Raw genomic sequence first — 21,788 nt, 5'->3', positions numbered from 1 at the left:
GATTGATTTATTGACAAATCAGGTTTAAATGGTATTCATCAGTTTTTATTAAATTTTTATTTCATCAAATTCATCGGTGTTTTCAGTGATACCGGACAGTAGCCAGAGATCATTAATTATTTTTTCAGCTAATTTTTCTATGGTTGGCTCTAGAAAAATAGTTCTCAGGTCAAGGTCAATGTCAAACTCATTTTTGATTTTGATATTTAATTTAATAGCTTTTATACTTTGCCCCCCTAAATCAAAGAAATTATCTTTGACACCTATCAGCTCGGTTCCTAATAGTTCTTGCCAAATTACTGTTAGCTTCTCTTCCGTTTCATTTCTTGGTTCCACATATTCAGCTTCGCTTGATAGTGCAACTCCCTGCATCTGCATTATCTTTTTCCTGTCTGCCTTTCCACTTGCATTCAATAGGAGTTTTTCTACCTGAATAAAATAGCTCGGAAGCATATAAGCAGGGAGCGTTCTGCTAAGCCAGGAGCGTATCTCTGATGAGCTCAGACTTTTTTTACTCACTATATAGGCTACTAGTTCTTTGGATTCGTCCGGATTAGATTTAACGACCGCAATCGCATAATCAATATCGGGATAGCTACAAATAGCGGACTCAATTTCACCAAGCTCAATTCTATATCCTTGTATTTTTATCTGCGTATCCTTTCTTCCCAAATATTCAATATTTCCTTCTGGAAGCCATTTCCCGACATCGCCTGTCTTATACATTTTTTTTCCGTGCTCAAAAGGGTTCGGGACAAAACTTGTTTGTGTCAAATCGTACTGATTTAAATAACCTCGTGCTAATCCGTCTCCGGCAATATTGATTTCACCGACAACCCCCATGGGCACTAACTCATTTCTTGAATCCGTTATATAAATCTGTGTATTCCAGATTGGTTTTCCAATAGGTATCTTGAGATCTCCTTTTTTGGTTTCATAACAAGTTACTTCTATCGAAGCTTCTGTTGGCCCATACAGATTAAATATTGGAGTGTCTAACTTGTTATACCAGCTTTTTACAGTCTCAGCAGACAATGCCTCACCACTTGCTGACACCCTTTTCAAATATTTCAGTCGACTTTTTAAGTCATCATTCTCAAATAGCGGAGAGGAGATAAAAGCATTTAACATACTCGGTACAAAATGAACACATGTAATTTTATGATTTTCAATCAAAGACAAAAGTCTGTTAGGTGAACTAACGTCTTCTTTATTACACATTACCATCTTAATTCCCCAGCATAAAGGCATGAAAAGTTCCCAAACAGATACATCAAAAGTAAACGTGGTCTTTTGCAGGATGATATCTTCTGCATTATAATCAAATTCATTCCACATCCATTCAATTCTATTGATTACCCCTTGATGCTGCACCATACATCCTTTAGGCTTGCCAGTTGAACCCGAAGTATAAATTACATAAGCTAAATCACTTGATTTACCAGCTGTTTTTATAACATCATTTGGTAAAAATGACTGCTCTTCTTCAAATTTTCTGAACTGTATTTCATCTATTAAAACTTTACAATCACTATCTTCTAAAATGTAATCAATACGTTCCTGAGGATTTTCAGGATCAATAGGAACATAGGCTGCCCCTGTTTTTAAAACTCCCAGGATTGCAACAATCAGCAATTCGCTTCTTTCTAATTTAATTCCCACTAAATCCTCAATTTTCAGATCATAATGCTTCATTAAATAATGCGCCAGCCTGTTTGATTTCTCATCCAACTCTCTGAAGGTAAATTCTTTCTCTTCAAATACAAGAGCGATACTCTCAGGTCGCTGCGTTACTTGATTTAAGAATAATTCAATAAGTGTTTTATCTTTAGGATAAGCCATTTTGCTACCGTTAAACTCGTTAAGTAGTTGGTCTTTTTCCTTAGTACTCAAATAATCCAAGTTCTCAATTGGCATTTGAGGATTTTTTAATGCCGCCGCAAGCAATTGTTCAAAATGATGTAATAGCCTTTCGATAGTCGATGCTAAATAGATATCGGTATTGTATTCGATATTAAGTTCTATTTTGTCTTCAACTTCAGTAAAAATAAGGGTTAAATCAAATTTACTTGTATGGTTTTGAACATCGTTGTAAGTGCTTACTTTTAAACCACAACTGTCGGTCTCTGCTGAAATTCCGGCATTTTGCAAAATAATCATTACATCAAACAAAGCGCTTCTACTTGTGTCACGATGAAGTTCTAAATCATCCACTAGTGCATCAAAAGGATAAATTTGATGTTCATATGCCTTTAAGGTATTTTCAATGATATTACTCAATAACGTTTCATAGCTATCACTTCCTTTAAATTGTGTTCTTAAAGCGAGGGTATTAAGATAAAAACCTATTTGTTGCTCAAGACCTATATGCTCTCTTCCGGCAATTGGACTTCCAATTATAATATCTTCCTGTCCTGTATATCGATGGAACAAAGCATTTACGATTGCCAGTAAGGACATAAAAAGAGTACTTCCCTGCTCCTGATTTAAAGCTTTTAACTCTTTAGATAACTCCCCAACAATTATCCTACTTCTATTTGCGCCATTGTATGTTTTTACTAATGGTCTTGTTTTGTCTCCACTCAACTCGAGAACTGGAAGATCTCCTTCAAATTGTTTTAACCAATACTCCTGATGTTTCTTCAAAGATTCACCTTCCAGCTGTTTCTGCTGCCAGATCACATAATCTTTGTATTGAATAAGCAAAGGTTTCATCGGAAAAACCGACTCTTTGATAGAATTATTATAAAATTGCAAAAGGTCCCTAATTAATACACTCATTGACCATCCATCACTTATAATATGATGCATGTTACAGTTAATCAAAAACTTGTCTTCATCCATCTGTACAAGAACAGCACGTATAAGTGGACCCTGGCTTAAATCAAAAGCAATATTGAATTCTTGTTGAACAATTTGCCTTAATTGTTCTTCCTTGTCTTTCTCATTTGTAATATCTATTAAAGGCAATTCAAATTCTACGTCATTAAAAGGCGTAATATACTGGTGAATTTCCCCATTTTCGTTCTCTCTGAATGTTGTTCGGAGGCTTTCATGTCTTTCTATTAATTTTTTAAAAGAATCCTCGAAAGCATGAAAATTTAAATTGCCCTCTAAAACATAAGCTCCAGGCATATTATATGCACGATTTCCTTCAGAAAACTGACTAAGAACCCATAATCTACGCTGTGCTGCAGATAAAGGATAAGACGTTTGATTGTTTACCGGCAAAATATCATGAAAATCTGTTTTCTCTTCCAAACGAATTAAATGTCCCAGGTCCTCAAGTACAGGTGTGGCAAATAATACTTTTAATGAAATTTTTACATCAAATTCCTTATGTATCTGACTTATCAAACGGGTTGCTTTCAAACTATGCCCGCCAGATTCAAAAAAGTTATCTTTTATCCCTACTTTATTCGCTCCAAGTATCTCTTTCCAAATTAATACCAGCTTTTCTTCAATTTCATTTCCTGGAGCAACATAAACTGTACCTGATGATAATCCCAAGTCGACAGGATCTGGTAAAGCTTTTTTATCTACTTTTCCATTTGTCGTCACAGGAAATTCTTCCAATTGAACAAAGTGGCTTGGAATCATATAAACCGGCAAAATTTTATTAAGCTGTTCTTTTAAATTTTGCAGCACTAAAGCTGTATCATTACTTTGTATATAAGCAACTAATTCTTTTTCGTCTGGGGAATTGGAACGGGCAACAACAACAGCAGAATTAATTTGAGGAAAACTCTTTAAAACACTTTCTATCTCCCCTAATTCAATTCTGTATCCACGGATTTTAACCTGATCATCTTTGCGTCCCATAAACTCAATATAACCATTAGCTGACCATCTTCCCAAATCACCTGTTTTATAAATTAATCCTTCTTTATTAAACGGATTAGTTACAAAACTTAATTTTGTGAGCTGTTCATTGTTAAGATAACCAACAGCCAAACCTGTTCCGGCAATGCATAATTCTCCAACGCAATTAATTCCCTGTAACTGCATCGCCTCATTAAGTATATATATTTGTTTATTATCGGCCGGATACCCTATAGGTACTCCAGGATAATTACCTTTTGAATCTAATCTAAATAAAGTACTGTTCACGGTACATTCGGAAGGACCGTATCCGTTATAGAACTTCTTAAAATCTGCATAGTAAAGAGCATCTTCAACATAAGCTGCCTCTCCCGCAGTAATTATAGTTTTTACCGTATTTAAAGGATTTTTATCTAATGCTCGTAAATAAGCTGGCGGAACAGTCATTACTGTAACATCATTTTCAGTAATATATTCAACAAACAAATCAATATCACCAATTATATTTTTGCTCAACAAAACAAGACTTCCTCCAGATAATAATGTCATGAATATATCTAGTACTGAACCATCAAAAGAAATTGACATAAACTGCAGTACATTATCAGATGGGGTTAATTCAAGTTTTCTAATATGATCAAAAGCCATATTGACAAGCCCGGAATGCTCAATTAAAACTCCCTTTATTGTACCGGTAGAACCAGAAGTATAAATTACATAAGCTAAATCAGTTTGTTTGATTGCAACATCATTTTTAACTTTAGATATTTTATAATCTTCAATGTCTTCAAGAACCAAAGATGTGCCATTAAAATAACTAAGTTCCTCAATATAATCACTTTGTGTAATTAGGGTTTTTAATTGGGTATCATTTAAAATATACTCTTTTCTTTGTTGCGGAATTTCAGGGTCAATTGGGACATAAGCTGCTCCAACTTTAAGTACTCCCAGTATAGCAATAATCATTTTCTCAGAGCGATCAAGCATTATACCAATGAAATTATTGGCTTTTACTTGCAATTTATCACCTAAATATTGAGCAAGCTGATTTGATTTCTCATTTAGTTCAAAATAAGTAAGTTTAGTTTCCTGAAAAATTACAGCAATTGCATCCGGGTTAATATTTACCTGATATTCAAACAAGTCCAATATCGTCTTATCAGATGGATAATCAATTTTAGTACTATTAAATACAGTCAGTATTTCCTTCTTTTCAATCAGGCTTAAATAATCTAATTCATTTACAGCCAACATTGGATTACCTAATACTGATTCAACCAAACTTTCAAAATGAGTAATCATTTTGGCTATTGTTTCTGACTGATAAATATCACTGTTGTATTCAATACTTGTAATAAAATCTTCACTTGTCTGAACGAAATCAAATGTTAAGTCAAATTTGCTCGTGAAGCTTTCTAAATCTTCATAAGAACGCACAGAAAGATTATTATTCTCATTATTATTAACTTCACTGAAATCAGGATCCTGAAGTGTTACCATTACATCAAATAAAGGACTTCTTCCTGGGTCACGTTGTATATTTAAAGAATCAACCAATTGATCGAAAGGATATATTTGGTGTTCAAAAGCTTCAAGCGCAACCACTTTGATAGTATCAAAAAGTTGATTAAAACTCTCCTTACCCTGAAAAATGGTTCTAAGTGCTATGGTATTTAGATAAAGACCTACCTGTTTTTCTAAATCAATATGGTCTCTTCCGGCTGTTGGAGTACCAAGAATAATATCGCTTTGATTACTATATCTGTATAGTAAAACATTAACTACTCCAAGTAATCCCATAAAAAGCGTACCGCCGCGAGCTCTACTATATTCTTTAAGTTTTATAAAATTTTCAGCTTTCATTTTTTTTGTCACAGTTCCTCCGCTGAAAGTCTTTATTTGAGGACGAGATTTATCTATTGGAAGCTCCAATACTGGCAATTCTCCTGAAAACTTATTAATCCAGTAATTTTTATGCAATTGCAAAGCATCACCTGTCACTTGTTGTAATTGCCAACTTGCATAATCTTTATACTGAATACGAAGTGGCAGTAAGTTTCTTTGTTCCCCACCCGAAGCATATAATTCAAAGAGTTCTTTGATTAATATCCCCATAGACCATCCATCACTAATAACATGATGCATTACATAGCTTAATACCCATCGAGAATCTGATAACTGATAAAGAACAACTCTCAATAATGGACCTTTTGCCAAATCAAAAGAATAAAGAGAATCTGTAATTAACCGATTTTTAATTGTCTCATCCTGATTTGAATTTTGTCTTAGATCTAAATTATTAATCTCAAAACCAATCTCATTACTAGCAAGAATATGCTGTCTTACTTCTCCTTCTAAAGTTTGTTTAAATACAGTTCTGAGAATTTCATGTCGTACGACAAGTTTATTGAAAGAACTATTTAAAATTTCATAGTTAAGATCACCTTCAAACCAATAGACACCTGGAATATTGTAGGCTGCATTACTTTCTTCAAACTGACTTAAAAGCCATAATCTTTGCTGTGCAGAAGAAACTGCGTAATCTGGTTGTTCTGCTATTTTAGGGATTGCAACAAATTTTGATTTAAGGCTTTTACTGATTAATTCGGCCTGATCCTCTAAAATGGATACTTCAAACAATTCTTTGATGCCTAAATTGACTTCAAACTCTTTGTAAATTTGGCTTAATAACTGTGAAACCTTTAAACTATGTCCTCCCGATTCAAAAAAATCATCTTTAATACTTATTTTATCATTTACCAAAATATTTTTCCAAATCTGAACTAGTTTTGATTCTGCTTCGTTTTTAGGCAAAACATACTCTTTTCCACTTTTAATAGCATTATATTCCGGAAGAGGAAGACTTTTTTTATCTATTTTTCCATTTACAGTCAATGGAAATTTTTCCAACTGTATGAAATAAGTCGGGTTCATATAAACAGGCAATGTCTTATTCAATTGCGCTGCTAAATCTACTGTAGCTGCATTTTTATCCGAAATAATATATGCAACCAGCTCTTGACTCCCCGTAGGATTTAAATAAGTAGTTACAAAAGCAGAAATAACTCCAGTACATGCGCATAACGCTCGTTCGATCTCCCCTAACTCAATACGATATCCTCTTATTTTTACCTGATCATCAATACGACCAATAAAATCAATCTCACCATTTGGCAGCCATCGCGCCAAATCTCCGGTTCTATACATCCGTTCTCCCAAACGATAAGGATTAGCAACAAATTTTTCTGAGTTTAATAAATCATTGTTCTTATATCCTCTGGCAAGGCCTCGTCCCCCAATATAGATTTCTCCAATAATTCCCTTTGTTGCAAGACGTTTCTCTTCATCAAGTATATAAACAAAAGTATTTCCTATTGGTTTTCCAATTGAAATAGAATTACTTACCTTTTGACTTCCCTTTGCAATCTTAGCAATAGAGGTACAAATACATGATTCGGTTGGACCATAAGCATTAAAATAATCAACATATTGTGCTATTTCGGCCACAGTTTCAAAATTCACAGCTTCACCACCAGTCACAAGCTTTTTTATAGAAGGCAGACGCTTAATATTTATTTGTCCTAGATAAGCAGCAGGAAGTGTAATAAAATCAATCTTATTCTTTATGACAAAATCTTCAAGTAACTCCGGATTTTTCTTATCCGAATCTTTAATTAAGTACAAAGTTGAGCCTGTAGTCAAGCTAATGAATATTTCAAAAACAGATACATCAAATGAGCAGGAAAAAAACTGAAGACACTTTTGCAAGGGCTCAATCTCAATTACTAACTGCTGAGCCTGAATTGAATTTGTTAAAGCCAGATGCTCAATCATAACTCCCTTTGGACGACCTGTCGATCCTGAAGTATAAATAACATATGCCAAATCACTACCGCTTACTCCGGCATCAAGATTTTCTTTTGCGTATAAGTCCTTAGATGATTTAAAAAGTAATAATTCCTGATCATCAATAATAAGTGCGCAGTTACTATCCTCAATCATATAATCAGTACGCTCCTTTGGATAATCCTTATCTAAAGGAAGATAGGCAGAACCTGATTTTAACACCCCAAGTATGGTGATAATCATCCAATCATTTCTCTCAAGCTGAATACCAACTAAATTATTTGGACCAGCATTATAATTTCTACGCAGATAGTCACCTAATTGATTAGATAACGCATTTAATTCCTGATAACTATATTCTTTATCTTCAAAAACCAAAGCAAGACTATCAGGACTTTTCAAAACCTGTTCTTGAAATAAATCTAAAATACTATTCTCTTTTACAAAAGATACTTCGCTTGTATTAAGTTCTATCAACAATTGATGTCTTTCACTTTTAGACAAATAATCAACTTCTGTAATAGATGCCTGTGGCTCATCAATTAATTTTGATAACAGATTTTCAAAATGAGCAAACATCCTTTCAATTAATTCCGCATCATAAATATCAGTATTATACTCTATTTTTAAATCTAATCCTTCAGATTCAGTAAACACAAAGCTTACATCAAGCTGTGAGCTACTTCCAGCAAACTCATATTGTTCAAATAAAATATTCTGTAATTTGTTTCCATCGTCAAAAGTATTTAGCTGGCCCTGATTCTGTAATATAACCATCACATCAAACAAAGCAGAGCGGCTACTATCTCTTTTTAGATTTAATTTTTCAATCAGTTTATCAAATGGATATCCCTGATGTTCATAGGCATCGAGTAAATTCTTTTTTAGCAATGCAGCAACATCCTTCAGACTATTTCTTTTGTCTAATTGAGTTCGTATAGCCAGTGTATTTAGGTACAATCCTATCTGTTGTTCCAAATCAGGATGTTCTCTTCCAGCAATAGGAGTTCCTATTATAATGTCATCTTGTCCGGAATACCTGTATAGCAAGGCGTTTATTCCAGACATAAGAGTCATAAACAAAGTGATATCTTGTTGTTTAGAAAAGTTCTTTAGCTTTTCTAAAAATTCTTTTGAAAAATGGTGCGAAATATGATTCCCTTTATGGGTCTGAATTATTGGACGTGTTTTGAAACTCGGTAAATTTAATACCGGTAAATCTCCTTTAAATTTATTTTTCCAATATTGCTGAGATCTTTTGTTTTTGCTCTCCTCAAGTCCTTCAATAAGCCACTGAGAATAATCTTTATATTGAATTCTTAACTCTGGAAGTTTTACATCTCTGTTATCTACTAATGCTTTATAAATTTGATAAATTTCGTCAATTATTAATTTTAAAGACCAACCATCACCAATAATATGATGCAGTGACAAAAAGAATATAAATTCTTCGTCATTCATTTTAATCAATGAAGCTTTTATTAAAGGGCATTGTTCTAAATCAAAAGGTATATTGTTCTTTTTTTTCAAAAAGTTAACTACCATTTCTTCTTTATTGTTTTCTCCACAAAAATCTTTTACTTCTATAACATTCCTAAAATCATTGTTAGGCAAAATAAACTGTCTCAACACCCCATTGAGATCCATTTTAAAATAGGTTCTAAGGCTTTCGTGACGCTCAATTAGTTTTTGAAAGGATAGCAAAAATTTATTCTGATCAAGCAGTCCCCTAATTTTGATACCATTATGAATATCGTATGCAGAAGTTCCTCCGTCTAAATAACTCAATATCCAAAACCTGTTTTGAGCTGGAGTTGTTAAATAAGACTCTGTTATCTTGACTTGTTTTATCGGTTCATAAATAACATTGGAGGTTATCTGGCTTTTTAAAAGCACTATAAGATTTTCCTTGTTATTTCTTATTTCTTCTAAAATTGTATTTGATATTTCATCACCATCAAATTTTAATTTTAGATTTTCATTTTCTAAAGTAATATGAATATTATTTTTTCTTAGTCTTGCTAATAATTCTCTCATTAGATCGTTATTTCATTTTTCATATTAATACTGCTGTTCAGCCAGTTCTTTTCTTCAATTAAATTGGCAATTCCCTGAATGTTTTTATTAGAGAAAAAGTCACTTATAGAAATTTCTATATTAAATTCTTTATTTATTTTTTTCAGAAAAACCATTGCTCTAAGTGAATCACCTCCAAGTTCAAAAAAATCATCCTGTACTCCAATATCAATTATTTCGAAAAAATCTTCAAAAATTAATTTTAGTTTTTTCTCAACATCTGTTTGTGCAGACAGATAATCAGTTTGCAAATCCGGCCTTTCGGTTTTTTCAGCATTAGGCTTGATCTCTTTTCCCAGCTTATGACTGGTTTTATTAAAAAGATTGAGTGTTAGATTTATATCTTCTTTAGAAACATAAATTATATTAGAGTTTTGAAGTTCCAACGTTTTTTCAAAAACTTCGATTACCTCAGAAGAACACAGAACATTTTGTTTTCTTAAAGGAAAATCTTCGTCAAAATTTATAGCTGGTAATTCAACACATTTTAAATTTCCTGATTTGCTTAATGCAAAATATTCCAAATATGTATTTGAAGAGATATAAGCTGACAATCCCATAGTACCATAAGTGGCAGAAAGACTTGAAGCTGTCCAGATAAAATCCAGACTTTTATCTTTAAATGCCGTATACAAGTTTTCTATTCCATTGACTTTTGGAGCTAGCATACTTATGGTTTTATCTGAAGACAAATAATCAATGAGATCAAGATCATTATCATCTCCTCTGGATAAATGTATTATACCATCTAAACCATCAATCAAATCATTATTTTGACTGATCGCAGTAGTAAAATTCTTTAGGCAGGAAACATCAGTGCTAATATAAGTAGTGCTTGGATTTAACTTCTTCAACTCTTTGAATCGTTTTAAACTCGCACTTTCATTATCAACAGTAGTACTTAAATCTGTACGTCCTGCCAAAATAATATTTGCCCCGTATTTATTAATTAAGTGCTTCGCAAGTACAAAGCCCATTTTCCCCAATCCTCCTGTTATTAAGTATGAGCCTTTATTTTTTATTACTTGCTGCTCATTTTCATTTGTTCTCTGAAGACTTCTTTGAAACTCCTGAACCCAACGATGTTCAAGACGAAAAGCCACAATTCGATCTGAATCTGAACCAATACTTAAGACTTCAGATATTAAATTCTTCACTAGGATTTGATCCCAATTTTCTGAAATAACATCAATATTTACTGCCGGTATTTGATTTTCAAGCGGTATAGTTTTAAGAAATCCTAGTACTAAAGAATGTCCATAATTCACCTTTTCGTTCCCTAAAACGCTATAAAGAGAATTTGTAAACAGGAAGATATTTCGGTCTATTCCGTTTTTCCATGATTTTAGAATTCTGCCTACAGCGAAATATGTCAAATTGAACTCCAGGTCTTCGTCTGCTAAAGCAATGGTTTGAGAGTCTAAATTTAAGCTCCATAGATACATGACATCAGAAATAAGCAATCCTTCGATTTCTAAATTTCGAAACAATTGATCGTATTGCTCAGTCCTTAAAGGGTCTATTGAAAATAGAACAGACGAATGTTGAAAATAATTAGTTCCTACCAATACCTGAATTATGGTATTTCCCTTTTCTTGCATTTCATCAATTATCGCTCTTGTGAAATCAGAATTATCAGAAAACACTAAAAAAATTCTATTTTTTAATTCTTTAGCTGTGTTTATATTTAGCATGGATCTTTTCCATGAAGGAAAATAGAAACTGTCTTCCAGATTATTTATGGCAATTTGATTTCCTGCATTAAACATTTTATGATGGTCGATTTCAGCAATAAATTTGGTTTGGTCAAACGCATAAGTTGGCAAAGAAATTTTGCGTCTTTTCTCATTTGAATATACTTTTTTCCAATTTAGATTAAGACCGTATTCCCACATTCGACCTAGATTCTCTAAGAAAAAAGACGCATCATTCTCCAGACTTTTTGCTGATTTTAAAATGCTTACAGTCTTAATTTTTTTATCTGATTTATGTTGCTTAATTAGTCCTGAAAGTGAACTCCCTGCGCCTACCTCAATAAAAACAACATTATCTTCCAATAGCAAATTGCTGATTCCTTTTGAAAACATAACGGTGTTTCTAAGCTGACTAGTCCAGTATTTACTTGAAGTCGCTTCATCAATGCTTATAATCTCACCTGTTATATTAGATACAAATGGTATTTGAATTTTATTAAATTTAAAATCACTAAATTCATTTTCGAATTTCTCTAAAATAGAATCTTGCATAGCGGAGTGAAATGCATGAGAGGTATACAGTTTGATATACTGCAAATCACTCTCTGTCAATCTGATGATCAATTTTTCTATTGCTTCATCATTACCAGAGAAAACAACCTGACTTGGTCCATTTATCGCAGCTAAGGAGATTTTATCACTTAAAAATTTCTGAGCTGTTAACTCGTCAATCGATACACTAATCATCGAACCTTTGGGTAGTGCTCCCATAAGTTCACCTCGTTTTACTACTAATTTTAAAGCTTGTTCGAAAGTAAAAAGACCGCTTATACAGGCTGCTGCATATTCGCCAATACTATGACCAATCATATAACTAGGCACTATTCCATAATTCATTATTAATTTTGCTAATGCATATTCAATAAGAAAAATAAAAGGTTGGGCATTTGAAGTCAAATTTATATCTGATGCATTACTTTCAGAATCCTGAGAAAATAAAATCTCTTTAAAATCAATATTTGTTATTTTACTTAAATAAAGAAATCCATTATCAAGATATTCTCGAAATTCTGAATTGGATTTGTACAAATCCAATCCCATATTTTTATATTGTGAGCCTTGACCGGGAAACACAAAAACGACAGAATTTTGGACATTTCTTACTTTCTCAAAAGTCTTCTGACTTATAACGATCTGCTCCAGTTTTTGCTGTAAATCAATTTTATTTTTAAAAGATATAGCTATTCTATTTTCAAAATTCTGCCTTGCAGTTTGAAACGTATAGCACATATCTGATACATTTAGATCTTCTTCGGTGGCTATGAATTTTATCAATTTATCAAAATAACTTCGCAATGAAGTTGGTGTTTTTGCAGATAAAACAAGAAGATTATGCTCATTTTCATCTAAATTTTTCTGAATAGCCGGAGCTTCTTCAACAATTAAATGTGCATTAGTACCTCCAACTCCAAAAGAGTTTACTGCAGCTCTCAAAGGTGACAGGTCTTTAGATTCCCATTCAGATAATTTATTATTTACATAAAATGGTCCATCCTGGAAATTTATATTGGGATCCGACTCATTAAAATGCAAACTTGCCGGGATCTTTTTATTTTTGATGCTTAGAACAGTTTTTATAAATCCCGCTACACCAGATGCGGTATCCAGATGTCCAATATTTGTTTTGACTGACCCAATTGGACAAGAAAATTCTTTATTATTATTAAACGCAATATTCAATGCCTCAATTTCAATTGAGTCTCCTAATTTTGTTCCCGTACCATGTGTTTCAACATAGCTAATACTGTCAGGTTCAACTTTTGAAAATTTTTGAGCCATTTTGATACAGGCTACTTGACCTTCAATACTAGGCGCAGTAAATCCAACTTTTTTATTTCCATCATTATTTACTGCACTTCCTTTAATAATTGCATAAATATTATCCTTGTCTTCTATTGCATCTTTTAATCGTTTTAATACAACTACACCTGTTCCCTCTCCATTGACAGTACCTGTGGAATCTTTATCAAAAGCCCTACAGTGACCATCTTTTGATACAATGGATCCTTCTTCATAAATATAGCCCTTCTCACTTGCAGTAACCAAAGAAGATGCTCCTGCCAAAGCCATTCTGGTTTCTCCAAAAATTAAGGCTTTACATGCTGTGTGAATAGCTACAAGGGAGGTGGAACAAGCAGTATTAATAGCCATTGAAGGACCTTTCAATCCTAATTTGTATGAAACTAAAGTCGACAGGTAATCTTTATTATTTATGGTGTTCAAAAAGAAGTTATTAACTTTTTGATTTTCTGAAGAAAGATTAACAAATGACTTCCAAATGATATCTTCTCCGGCACCGGCATAAATTCCAACAGGCTCATTTATATTTTCAGGAATATATCCTGCATCTTCCAAAGCTTCCCATACACACTCATGAAAAAACCTGTGCCCAGGATACATCATCTTGGCTTCGTCATTTGAATAACCAAAAAACTTTGAATCAAAACACTCTTTGTTTATTAGATCAGTGGTACAGTTAACATAATTTTTATCATTAATAACTGCCTGATCCATTCCGGCATCGATTAACTCCTTAACATTCAAAAACCTTAAAGATTCTTTTGATAAAACCAGGTTGTTCCAGAATTCTCTCCAGTTTGCAGCTCCCGAAGTTCTAATTGACATTCCTACTACTGCAATCTCAAATCCCGAATATTGATTATTTTTCATCGTTAACAAAATTTAATAAATTGTATGACTCCTCCATTACGCTGTACAGCTCTTCTATTTTACTTTCTTCGTCTAATACCAGATTATCATTGCCGTTCGAATTTATCTGCTCCGAGATAGCAAGGATATTAGGTAAATTGTATCCTTCTAATAAGGAAATATTGGTTTGAAAACTCTTATTCAGATTATTGAGCATCTTTATCATCAAGAGAGAATTTCCGCCCAGATCAAAAAAATTGTCTTTAAGCCCAATTTTTTCTACTCCCAGAACTTCCTGCCATATTGCAATTAATTTATTCTCTATTTCATTCCTTGGAGCCAAATAATCATTTGCAACTGGTATTTCTTTATTCATATCTGGTAAGCTTTTTCTATTTATTTTGCCATTTGGAGTCAATGGAAACTCCTTCAATTGAGTAAAATAGCTCGGAACCATAAAATGAGGTAATTTTCTCTTTACATAATCCCGTAATTCCATAGGATCGATTGTCTTACTGGCTATAAAATATGCAGCTAAATTTTTAATTCCGTTTTCCTTATATACAGCAATCACAACCACTTGATTTACAAAACTATAACTGGAAATAATACTTTCAATTTCTCCTAATTCTATTCGGAACCCATTAATTTTTACCTGATTATCGAGTCTCCCTAAATGTTCAAGAGTCCCATCAGGAAGCCATCGGGCTAAATCTCCAGTTTTATAAATCTTTTGATCAACTATTGAAGCAAACTGAAAGTCTAAAAATTTGTCATGAGTTAAAGTTTCTTCCTTATAATAGCCCCTTGCCAGACCTTCACCTCCAATAAATAATTCCCCTTTTACTCCTATTGGACAAATTTTTCTATTGCTGTCCAGTATATATATTTGAGTATTTTGTATTGGTTTTCCAATATTTAATAACCTGTCTTTTTGTGCTTTTTCAAAAGTTGACCAGATTGTAGTTTCTGTGGGGCCGTACATATTGTAGAATTCCGCATTTGAATTCAATCTCAGCTTAGTCAACAATTCATTCGAAAATTTCTCTCCTCCTACTATAATATTTTTCAAAGAATTAATAAATAATGCTGAGTTATCATCTTCTAATAATGTTTCTAAATATGAAGGTGTAATTTGCATAGAAGTAATAGGCCCAATTTTGGAATTTGTGACAATTCTATCTTTACTATAATTATTCTTAAGTTCAGTTAAAAAATCCAGCCCTTTAATAACCTGGTGGTCATCTATTCCAAAATCTAGTAAACAAGCAATTTCAGTAACTCCCGCTGAGTAGATTCTGGAAAGTATATTTTTACATGATTCTTTTGTCCCGAGTAAAGCTGCTGTTTGCCAATATCTTTCAAATGCGAGTTCTAATAAATCTTCCAGATCATTTTCATTAATACTTGCAGCATCTTTGCCAAAATCTTTAAAAAGGTTTTGTATCAATCCTAGACTTGATTTCAGATATGACTTAAAAGGTCCGCGTGATATACTTTTTACTTTATCCAGATCATCTCCTATAAAGGTGTGAAGCATTAACGAAATCTTTGCTTTTGAATCGTCATATCCGTTTTCTCGGAGTGCTTGTTTATAGATTTTTATATTAGAGGCAAGTACATTTATTTCCTGCCCTAAAAGATGTGTTAATATATTGGCTCCTATTTTACCTGCACTCCTAAATGTTTCAGAGTTTCCTCCAGAAGTAATGTATATATCTATTTCAGTGTTAATTGGCCTTGGAAAAACTTTTACATCTATATCCTGCTTTAGTCCATTAACTCTTTTTAAAGAACCTCCTTCCCAAAGTGTTTTAAATTCTTCAATTTGATTGTACATGATCTTTTGTCTTTCCAGATAATTTTCCGGCTGCAAAACAAAATCATCAGCATGCCAACCAGATGCGATAGAAAGAGCTGTTCTTCCATTAGATAGATTATCAACAACAGACCATTCTTCTGCTACTCTCACAACATCATGTAGCGGCAAAACAATACTACCCGAACGAATCTCAATCTTTTTTGTAATTGTAGATAATGCGGCTCCTAAAACCGATGGATTAGGAAATATTCCTCCAAATTCATGGAAATGTCTCTCCGGTAACCATACCGCAGCAAAATCATTTTTATCAGCATATACTGCAGATTCTTTTAAAAATTTATACTTATCAGTATTGGAACTTTCCTGGCTCGAAAAATAAAAAAAGCTAAAATCAAAAGATTCCTGACTGCTGTTTAAAAAATGATTAAAATTACTAAGATGACTATTATCACTTTTTAATGTAATTACTATCCCTTGTGTTAAGGTCCAAAAAAGTTCTAAAACAGAAATATCAAAAGAAATTGAAGTAATCGCTAATAAATGTTCTTTATCATTTACAGAAATAGAATTACTCATTCCATAAAGAAAATTCACTACACTTTTATTCTCGATCATTACTCCTTTAGGATTTCCTGTGGTTCCTGAGGTGTAAATAACATAGGCAAGATCATTAGCCGTGTTAATTTTTAAAGGATTGCTTTGCGAATAATTACTCTGAATCCCAAAAAAGGTTTCAAGTACTGATTCATCTATAACAACCTTGCTTTCACTGTCTTTCTCAATATAAGAAATACGCTCCTGAGGATAACCCGGATCTATTGGCACATAAGCTCCTCCTGATTTTAAGACTCCTAAAATCGTAATAAGCATCCATTCGCTTCTTTCGAGTTTTATACCCACAAGATCATCGGCCTTAATGCCATAATGATCTCGTAAATAAGAACCCAGCTGGTTGGATCTTTCATTAAGTTCTCTATAAGTTATCTCTGTATCTTCAAATATCAGGGCGATGTTATCAGGGGTGCGAATTACCTGATCCTCAAACAAATCTATTATTGTCTTATCCTGCGGATATACTCCATCGGTAGCGTTAAATGATACCAGTAACTCTGTTTTTTCTGCTGCCGTTAAATAATCAGCTTCACTGACTGCCATTTCTGGTTGTTCTAATAAAGCTGTCAGTAAATTTTCAAAATGAGAGAATACCCTCTCCACCAGATATAAGTCATATATATCTGTATTATATTCAATTGTCAGGCTCAATCCATCTTTTTCCTTAAAGGCAAAACTCAAATCAAATTTTGATGTTCTGCTCTTCAAATCATAATCCTGAACCTCGACGCTGATTAATTTCTCGTTATTAATATTATTAAGCTGCTCCTGATTCTGAAGTATTACCAAAACATCAAACAATGCTGAACGGCTTGTATCTCTTTTTAGATTCAGCTTATCTATTAAAGCATCAAAAGGATAATTCTGGTGCTCATAAGCCCCTAGCAAGGTTTGTTTCTGTGCTAAGACCAAATCAGTAAAACTGCTTCCCTGTTTGAATTGACTACGAAGGGCAAGGGTGTTTAAATATAATCCAAGCTGGTTCTCCAGATCAGGATGCTCTCTACCTGCCACGGGCGTACCCATTATTATATCATCCTGACCTGTGTAACGGTGCAGCAAGGCGTTGATACCTGCCGTAAGGGTCATAAATAATGTAGCCTCACAAGACCTGGAAAAATCTTTGAGTTTGTTTAAAAATTCTTCCGAATATTTATGCGTCAGGCTCTCTCCATTATACGTCTGAATTAAGGGACGCGTTTTAAAACTAGGAAGTTCCAGTACAGGAAGTTCTCCTGAGAACTGATCCAGCCAGTATTGTTCAGATACCTGATATTTTTGCTCGTCTTTTTTGCTGTTTATCCATAAGGCATAGTCTTTATACTGGATACCAAGCTCTATAAGTGGAGCTACTCCAGACTCAATAAGACTGTTATATACTTTTATAACCTCGGATATTAATAATTCCAGTGACCATCCGTCACCAATAATATGATGCTGGGAGAGAAAAAATATAAATTCATTGTTTTTTATCTTCAGCAAAGAGGCTCTTACCAGTGGTGCTTGTTCTAAATCAAACGGTTCTCTGTTTTTTTGTTCAAGGTAATCTGATATAATTCCATCAGAATCATTGATTTGACTAAAGTCCTTCTCTAAAATCCTAAAATCAATCTGATCAGCAGCAATAATAAACTGCGTAAGGTCTCCTTTTGAATCTGTTTTGAAACACGTTCTCAGAATCTCATGACGCTGAATCAATAACCTGAAAGATTTTTCAAGCTGTACACTGTCAATGTCCCCCACCACCTTAACAGCTCCAGGCATATTATAGGCCAAAGATCCACCTTCCAGCTGGCTAAGTACCCATAATCTGGTTTGTGATGCTGTTAAAGGATATGAGTCGGATAAATTGGCTCTTGGAATAGTTTCATAGTGGTTATCCTCAAGTATACCACTTAATTCTTCAATCGAAGGATGATTAAAAAATTCTCTAAAAGATACACTCTTACCTAGTTGTTTATGAATCCTGTTAATGACCTGAGAAATAATAAGGCTGTGTCCTCCCAATTCAAAAAAATTACTGCGTATACCAATGGTATCAATACCCAATACTTCCTGCCAGATGGCTACAAGGCTTCTTTGTGTGTCGGTTACAGGCGCTGTATAGTCCCCTAAAATAAGATCGGATCCCTGAACTGACGGAAGTAATTTTCTGTCAATCTTGCCATTGGGAGTCAGAGGCAGCTGATCCAGTTCTATGTAAAAACCTGGTACCATATACTCTGGAAGTTTCCCGGTAAGAAAAACCCGCAATTCTTTTTTGTCGATGTTTGACGAGACAATATACGCTACCAAAGATTTTTCGCCATTAACATCGCTAGCCAAAACTATAACCTGGCTTATCGAATCTGAAAAATCAGCAATCGCACTCTCTATCTCCCCAAGCTCAATCCTATATCCCCTGATCTTAACCTGATGATCTCGCCTGCCTAAAAATTCAATATTGCCATCTGGCAGCCATCTTCCTAAATCTCCGGTATCATACATGTATTGACACGATTTAAAAGGATTTTTAATAAATTTTTGTGAAGTAAGTTCCCCCTGATTTAAATATCCTCTCGCCAAAGCAACTCCGGAAATATATAGTTTTCCTGTTACACCTACAGCAACCGGATTTAAATTGTCGTCTAATAAAAGTATTTGAGTATTAGAAATAGGAAAACCAATAGCTGGACTAGTTCGTAAATTACTCCCCTGCAATACTATCGTCGTAACTACATGTGTTTCTGCCGGGCCATAGTGATTATGAAGCTTAGTATCTGACTTTTGTAATATATTTATTGCTTCATTACTTAATACTAATTGTTCTCCTGCAACAATAATATTTTTAATATTATTTAACGTTATTAAAGTATTGAAAGCCTTAACATCCATTAATATCTTAAAATAGGATGTCGGTAAAAAAACCGTATCAATACTATTTCTTTTTATAAAAGCTGATAACTCAGCAGAATCTGCTCTAACCGCTTCAGGTACAGGATATAATGTCGCACCACTTACTAATGTCGAAAATATTTCTTGAAATGAGACATCAAAACTTATACTTGTAAATTGTGATACCCTTTGAATAGAATTGGCTGGAAATTGTTTATTATGAAAAATAATCAAATTGTACATACTTATATGCTCCATCATAATTCCCTTTGGAATACCTGTAGAACCGGAAGTATAAATAAGATAAACTAGACTACTATTTTTAATACAAGCGTTACAGTTATAATGAGAATACTTTGCTTGAACCTTATCAAATCTTTCGAATTCTTTTTCATCAATAACAAATTTATTATTGCTGTCCTTTTCTATATAAGTTATTCTCTCTTGCGGATAATTGATATCTATTGGAACATACGCTGCTCCTGACTTTAGTACTCCTAAAATTGCGATGATTAATTTTTCATTTCTTTTTAACTTTATCCCTATTAAATCATCGGGTTGAATAGTGTGTTTTTCTGTCAAATAAGACGCTAATTGATTTGTTTTTTCATTAAGCTCTTTATACGTTAATGATACATCTTCAAATACAACAGCAATATTATTTGGTGTTCGCTCTACTTGCTCATAAAATAAATCAATAATGTTTTTATCATTTGCATAAAAAATATCAGTGTCATTAAACTCTAATAACACCTGATTTCTTTCAGATTCTTTTAGATAAGCTAATGAACTTATAGAATCGTCTATATTAGAAACTATACTGTCCATTAATACTTCAACATGACTTAATATATTCGCAACAAAATCTGTTGAGTAAATATCCGTATTGAAAGTAAGTGTTAAACCCAATCCTCTGTCTGTTTCTCTAAAAGCAAACTCTAAATCAAACTTACTAAGAATTTCATCTTCTAATTCAAGTTCTCTAACTACAACTTCTGGTAATTTTTGTAAGTTCTCACTAAATAAATTAGCACTTTGAAGTCTAACCATAACATCAAACAATGGATTATGGCTCATGTCCCGATTAAGTGGTAAATGCTCTACCAACTTATCAAATGGATAAATTTGATGTTCATATCCCCCAAGCACAACTTCCTTAACCTTTACTAATAATTCCTTAAAAGTGTCTTCGCCTTCAAATTGTGTTCTCAAGGCTAAAGTATTTACATAAAAACCGATTTGATTTTGTAAATCTTCATGCTCTCTTCCTGCGATAGGACTCCCTATTACAATATCCTTTTGATTGGTATATCTATAAAGCAACACTTTAACTGTTGCCAATAATCCCATAAATAATGTGCTTCCTTGAGCTTGACACAAAGCATTAAAATCTTTTAGAAGCTCCTTTTTATAAAATTTCTTGATTGATTTCCCCGCATAGGTTTTAATCGTTGGTCTTGTTTGAAATACAGGTAAATCTAATATTGGGATTTCTCCTTGAAATTGTCTCAACCAATAATTTTCATGAACCTTTATACTATCATTATTTAATTGATCTTGTTGCCATGCAGCATAATCTTTATACTGTAACTTTAATATTGGTAATGGGTTGGAATTTCCTTTTACATACGCTTGATATAATTCAAATAATTCATTGGTCATTATTTCTGATGACCAACCATCGCCAATAATATGATGCATTACACCAATAAATATATGAGTATCGTTTGATGTTCTAACTAACTTAGCTCTTAGTAAAGAATCGCTTGATAAATCAAAAGGATATTCTATTTCTTTTTTTATAATTTCTTTGATTCTTTCAATGGAATGCTTTTCATCTCTAAAATCTTCATATTGCAATTCGAATTTTATTTCTTCCAAATTCAGTATAATTTGGCTTAATTCTCCTGATTCATCTTCCTTAAACAGTGTTCTTAAAGACTCATGACGATCAATAAGAGAAAAAAAAGCATTCTGGAAAGAAATAATATCCAAATTACCTTTCAATTCATAGACACTTGGCATGTTGTATGCAACATTACCACCTTCAAATTGACTTAACAACCACAATCTGCGCTGGGAAGAAGACAAAACGTAACCCGATCGTTTTGTTACTTGAGGGATCAACATACCCTTATTCTCTTTAGATTTATGTAAAGTAATAAATTCTATTAATTCATTTTTATATAACTTAATCTCTTCCAATATCTCATCAGTCATAACTCCTTTAGGAGCTTGAATATCTAATTTTCCATTAAATAAATCAAGTCTGACATTAAGTTTATTTAACTTCTTAAGCAATGATAACATTTCTTTCGGCTTATTAAAATTTA

General features: G+C 33.1%; 3 protein-coding genes. All 3 read right to left on the bottom strand.

Annotated features, from left to right (window positions below; genetic code table 11):
* Positions 1–48: 48 nt before the first annotated feature.
* From QLS65_RS13975 to QLS65_RS13965, 3 genes are read right to left on the bottom strand one after another with little or no spacing between them, the layout of a single operon-like run.
* Complete coding sequence (locus tag QLS65_RS13975; RefSeq protein WP_282718430.1) at positions 49–9,705, bottom strand: non-ribosomal peptide synthetase; 9,657 nt, start codon at positions 9,703–9,705, stop codon at positions 49–51.
* The gene (locus QLS65_RS13970) at positions 9,705–14,168 is read right to left on the bottom strand and encodes a type I polyketide synthase (protein ID WP_282718429.1); all 4,464 of its coding nucleotides are present in this window, start codon (positions 14,166–14,168) and stop codon (positions 9,705–9,707) included. The genes QLS65_RS13975 and QLS65_RS13970 overlap by 1 nt, the downstream gene beginning before the upstream one ends.
* Positions 14,158–21,765 (bottom strand): non-ribosomal peptide synthetase, encoded by a 7,608-nt coding sequence (locus QLS65_RS13965; protein WP_282718428.1) that lies wholly within the window; start codon positions 21,763–21,765, stop codon positions 14,158–14,160. Before QLS65_RS13965 ends, QLS65_RS13970 begins: the two co-directional genes overlap by 11 nt.
* Positions 21,766–21,788 lie beyond the last annotated feature (23 nt).

Origin of the sequence: Flavobacterium algoritolerans, assembly GCF_030010385.1 — a bacterium.
Classification (GTDB): domain Bacteria; phylum Bacteroidota; class Bacteroidia; order Flavobacteriales; family Flavobacteriaceae; genus Flavobacterium; species Flavobacterium algoritolerans.
This window is presented reverse-complemented; position numbering and strand designations above follow the sequence as displayed.

Coding starts and splice junctions, on each gene's coding strand:
- QLS65_RS13975 (WP_282718430.1), bottom strand. CDS start 9,705: ATGAGAGAATTATTAGCAAGACTAAGAAAAAATAATATTCATATTACT.
- QLS65_RS13970 (WP_282718429.1), bottom strand. CDS start 14,168: ATGAAAAATAATCAATATTCGGGATTTGAGATTGCAGTAGTAGGAATG.
- QLS65_RS13965 (WP_282718428.1), bottom strand. CDS start 21,765: ATGTTATCATTGCTTAAGAAGTTAAATAAACTTAATGTCAGACTTGAT.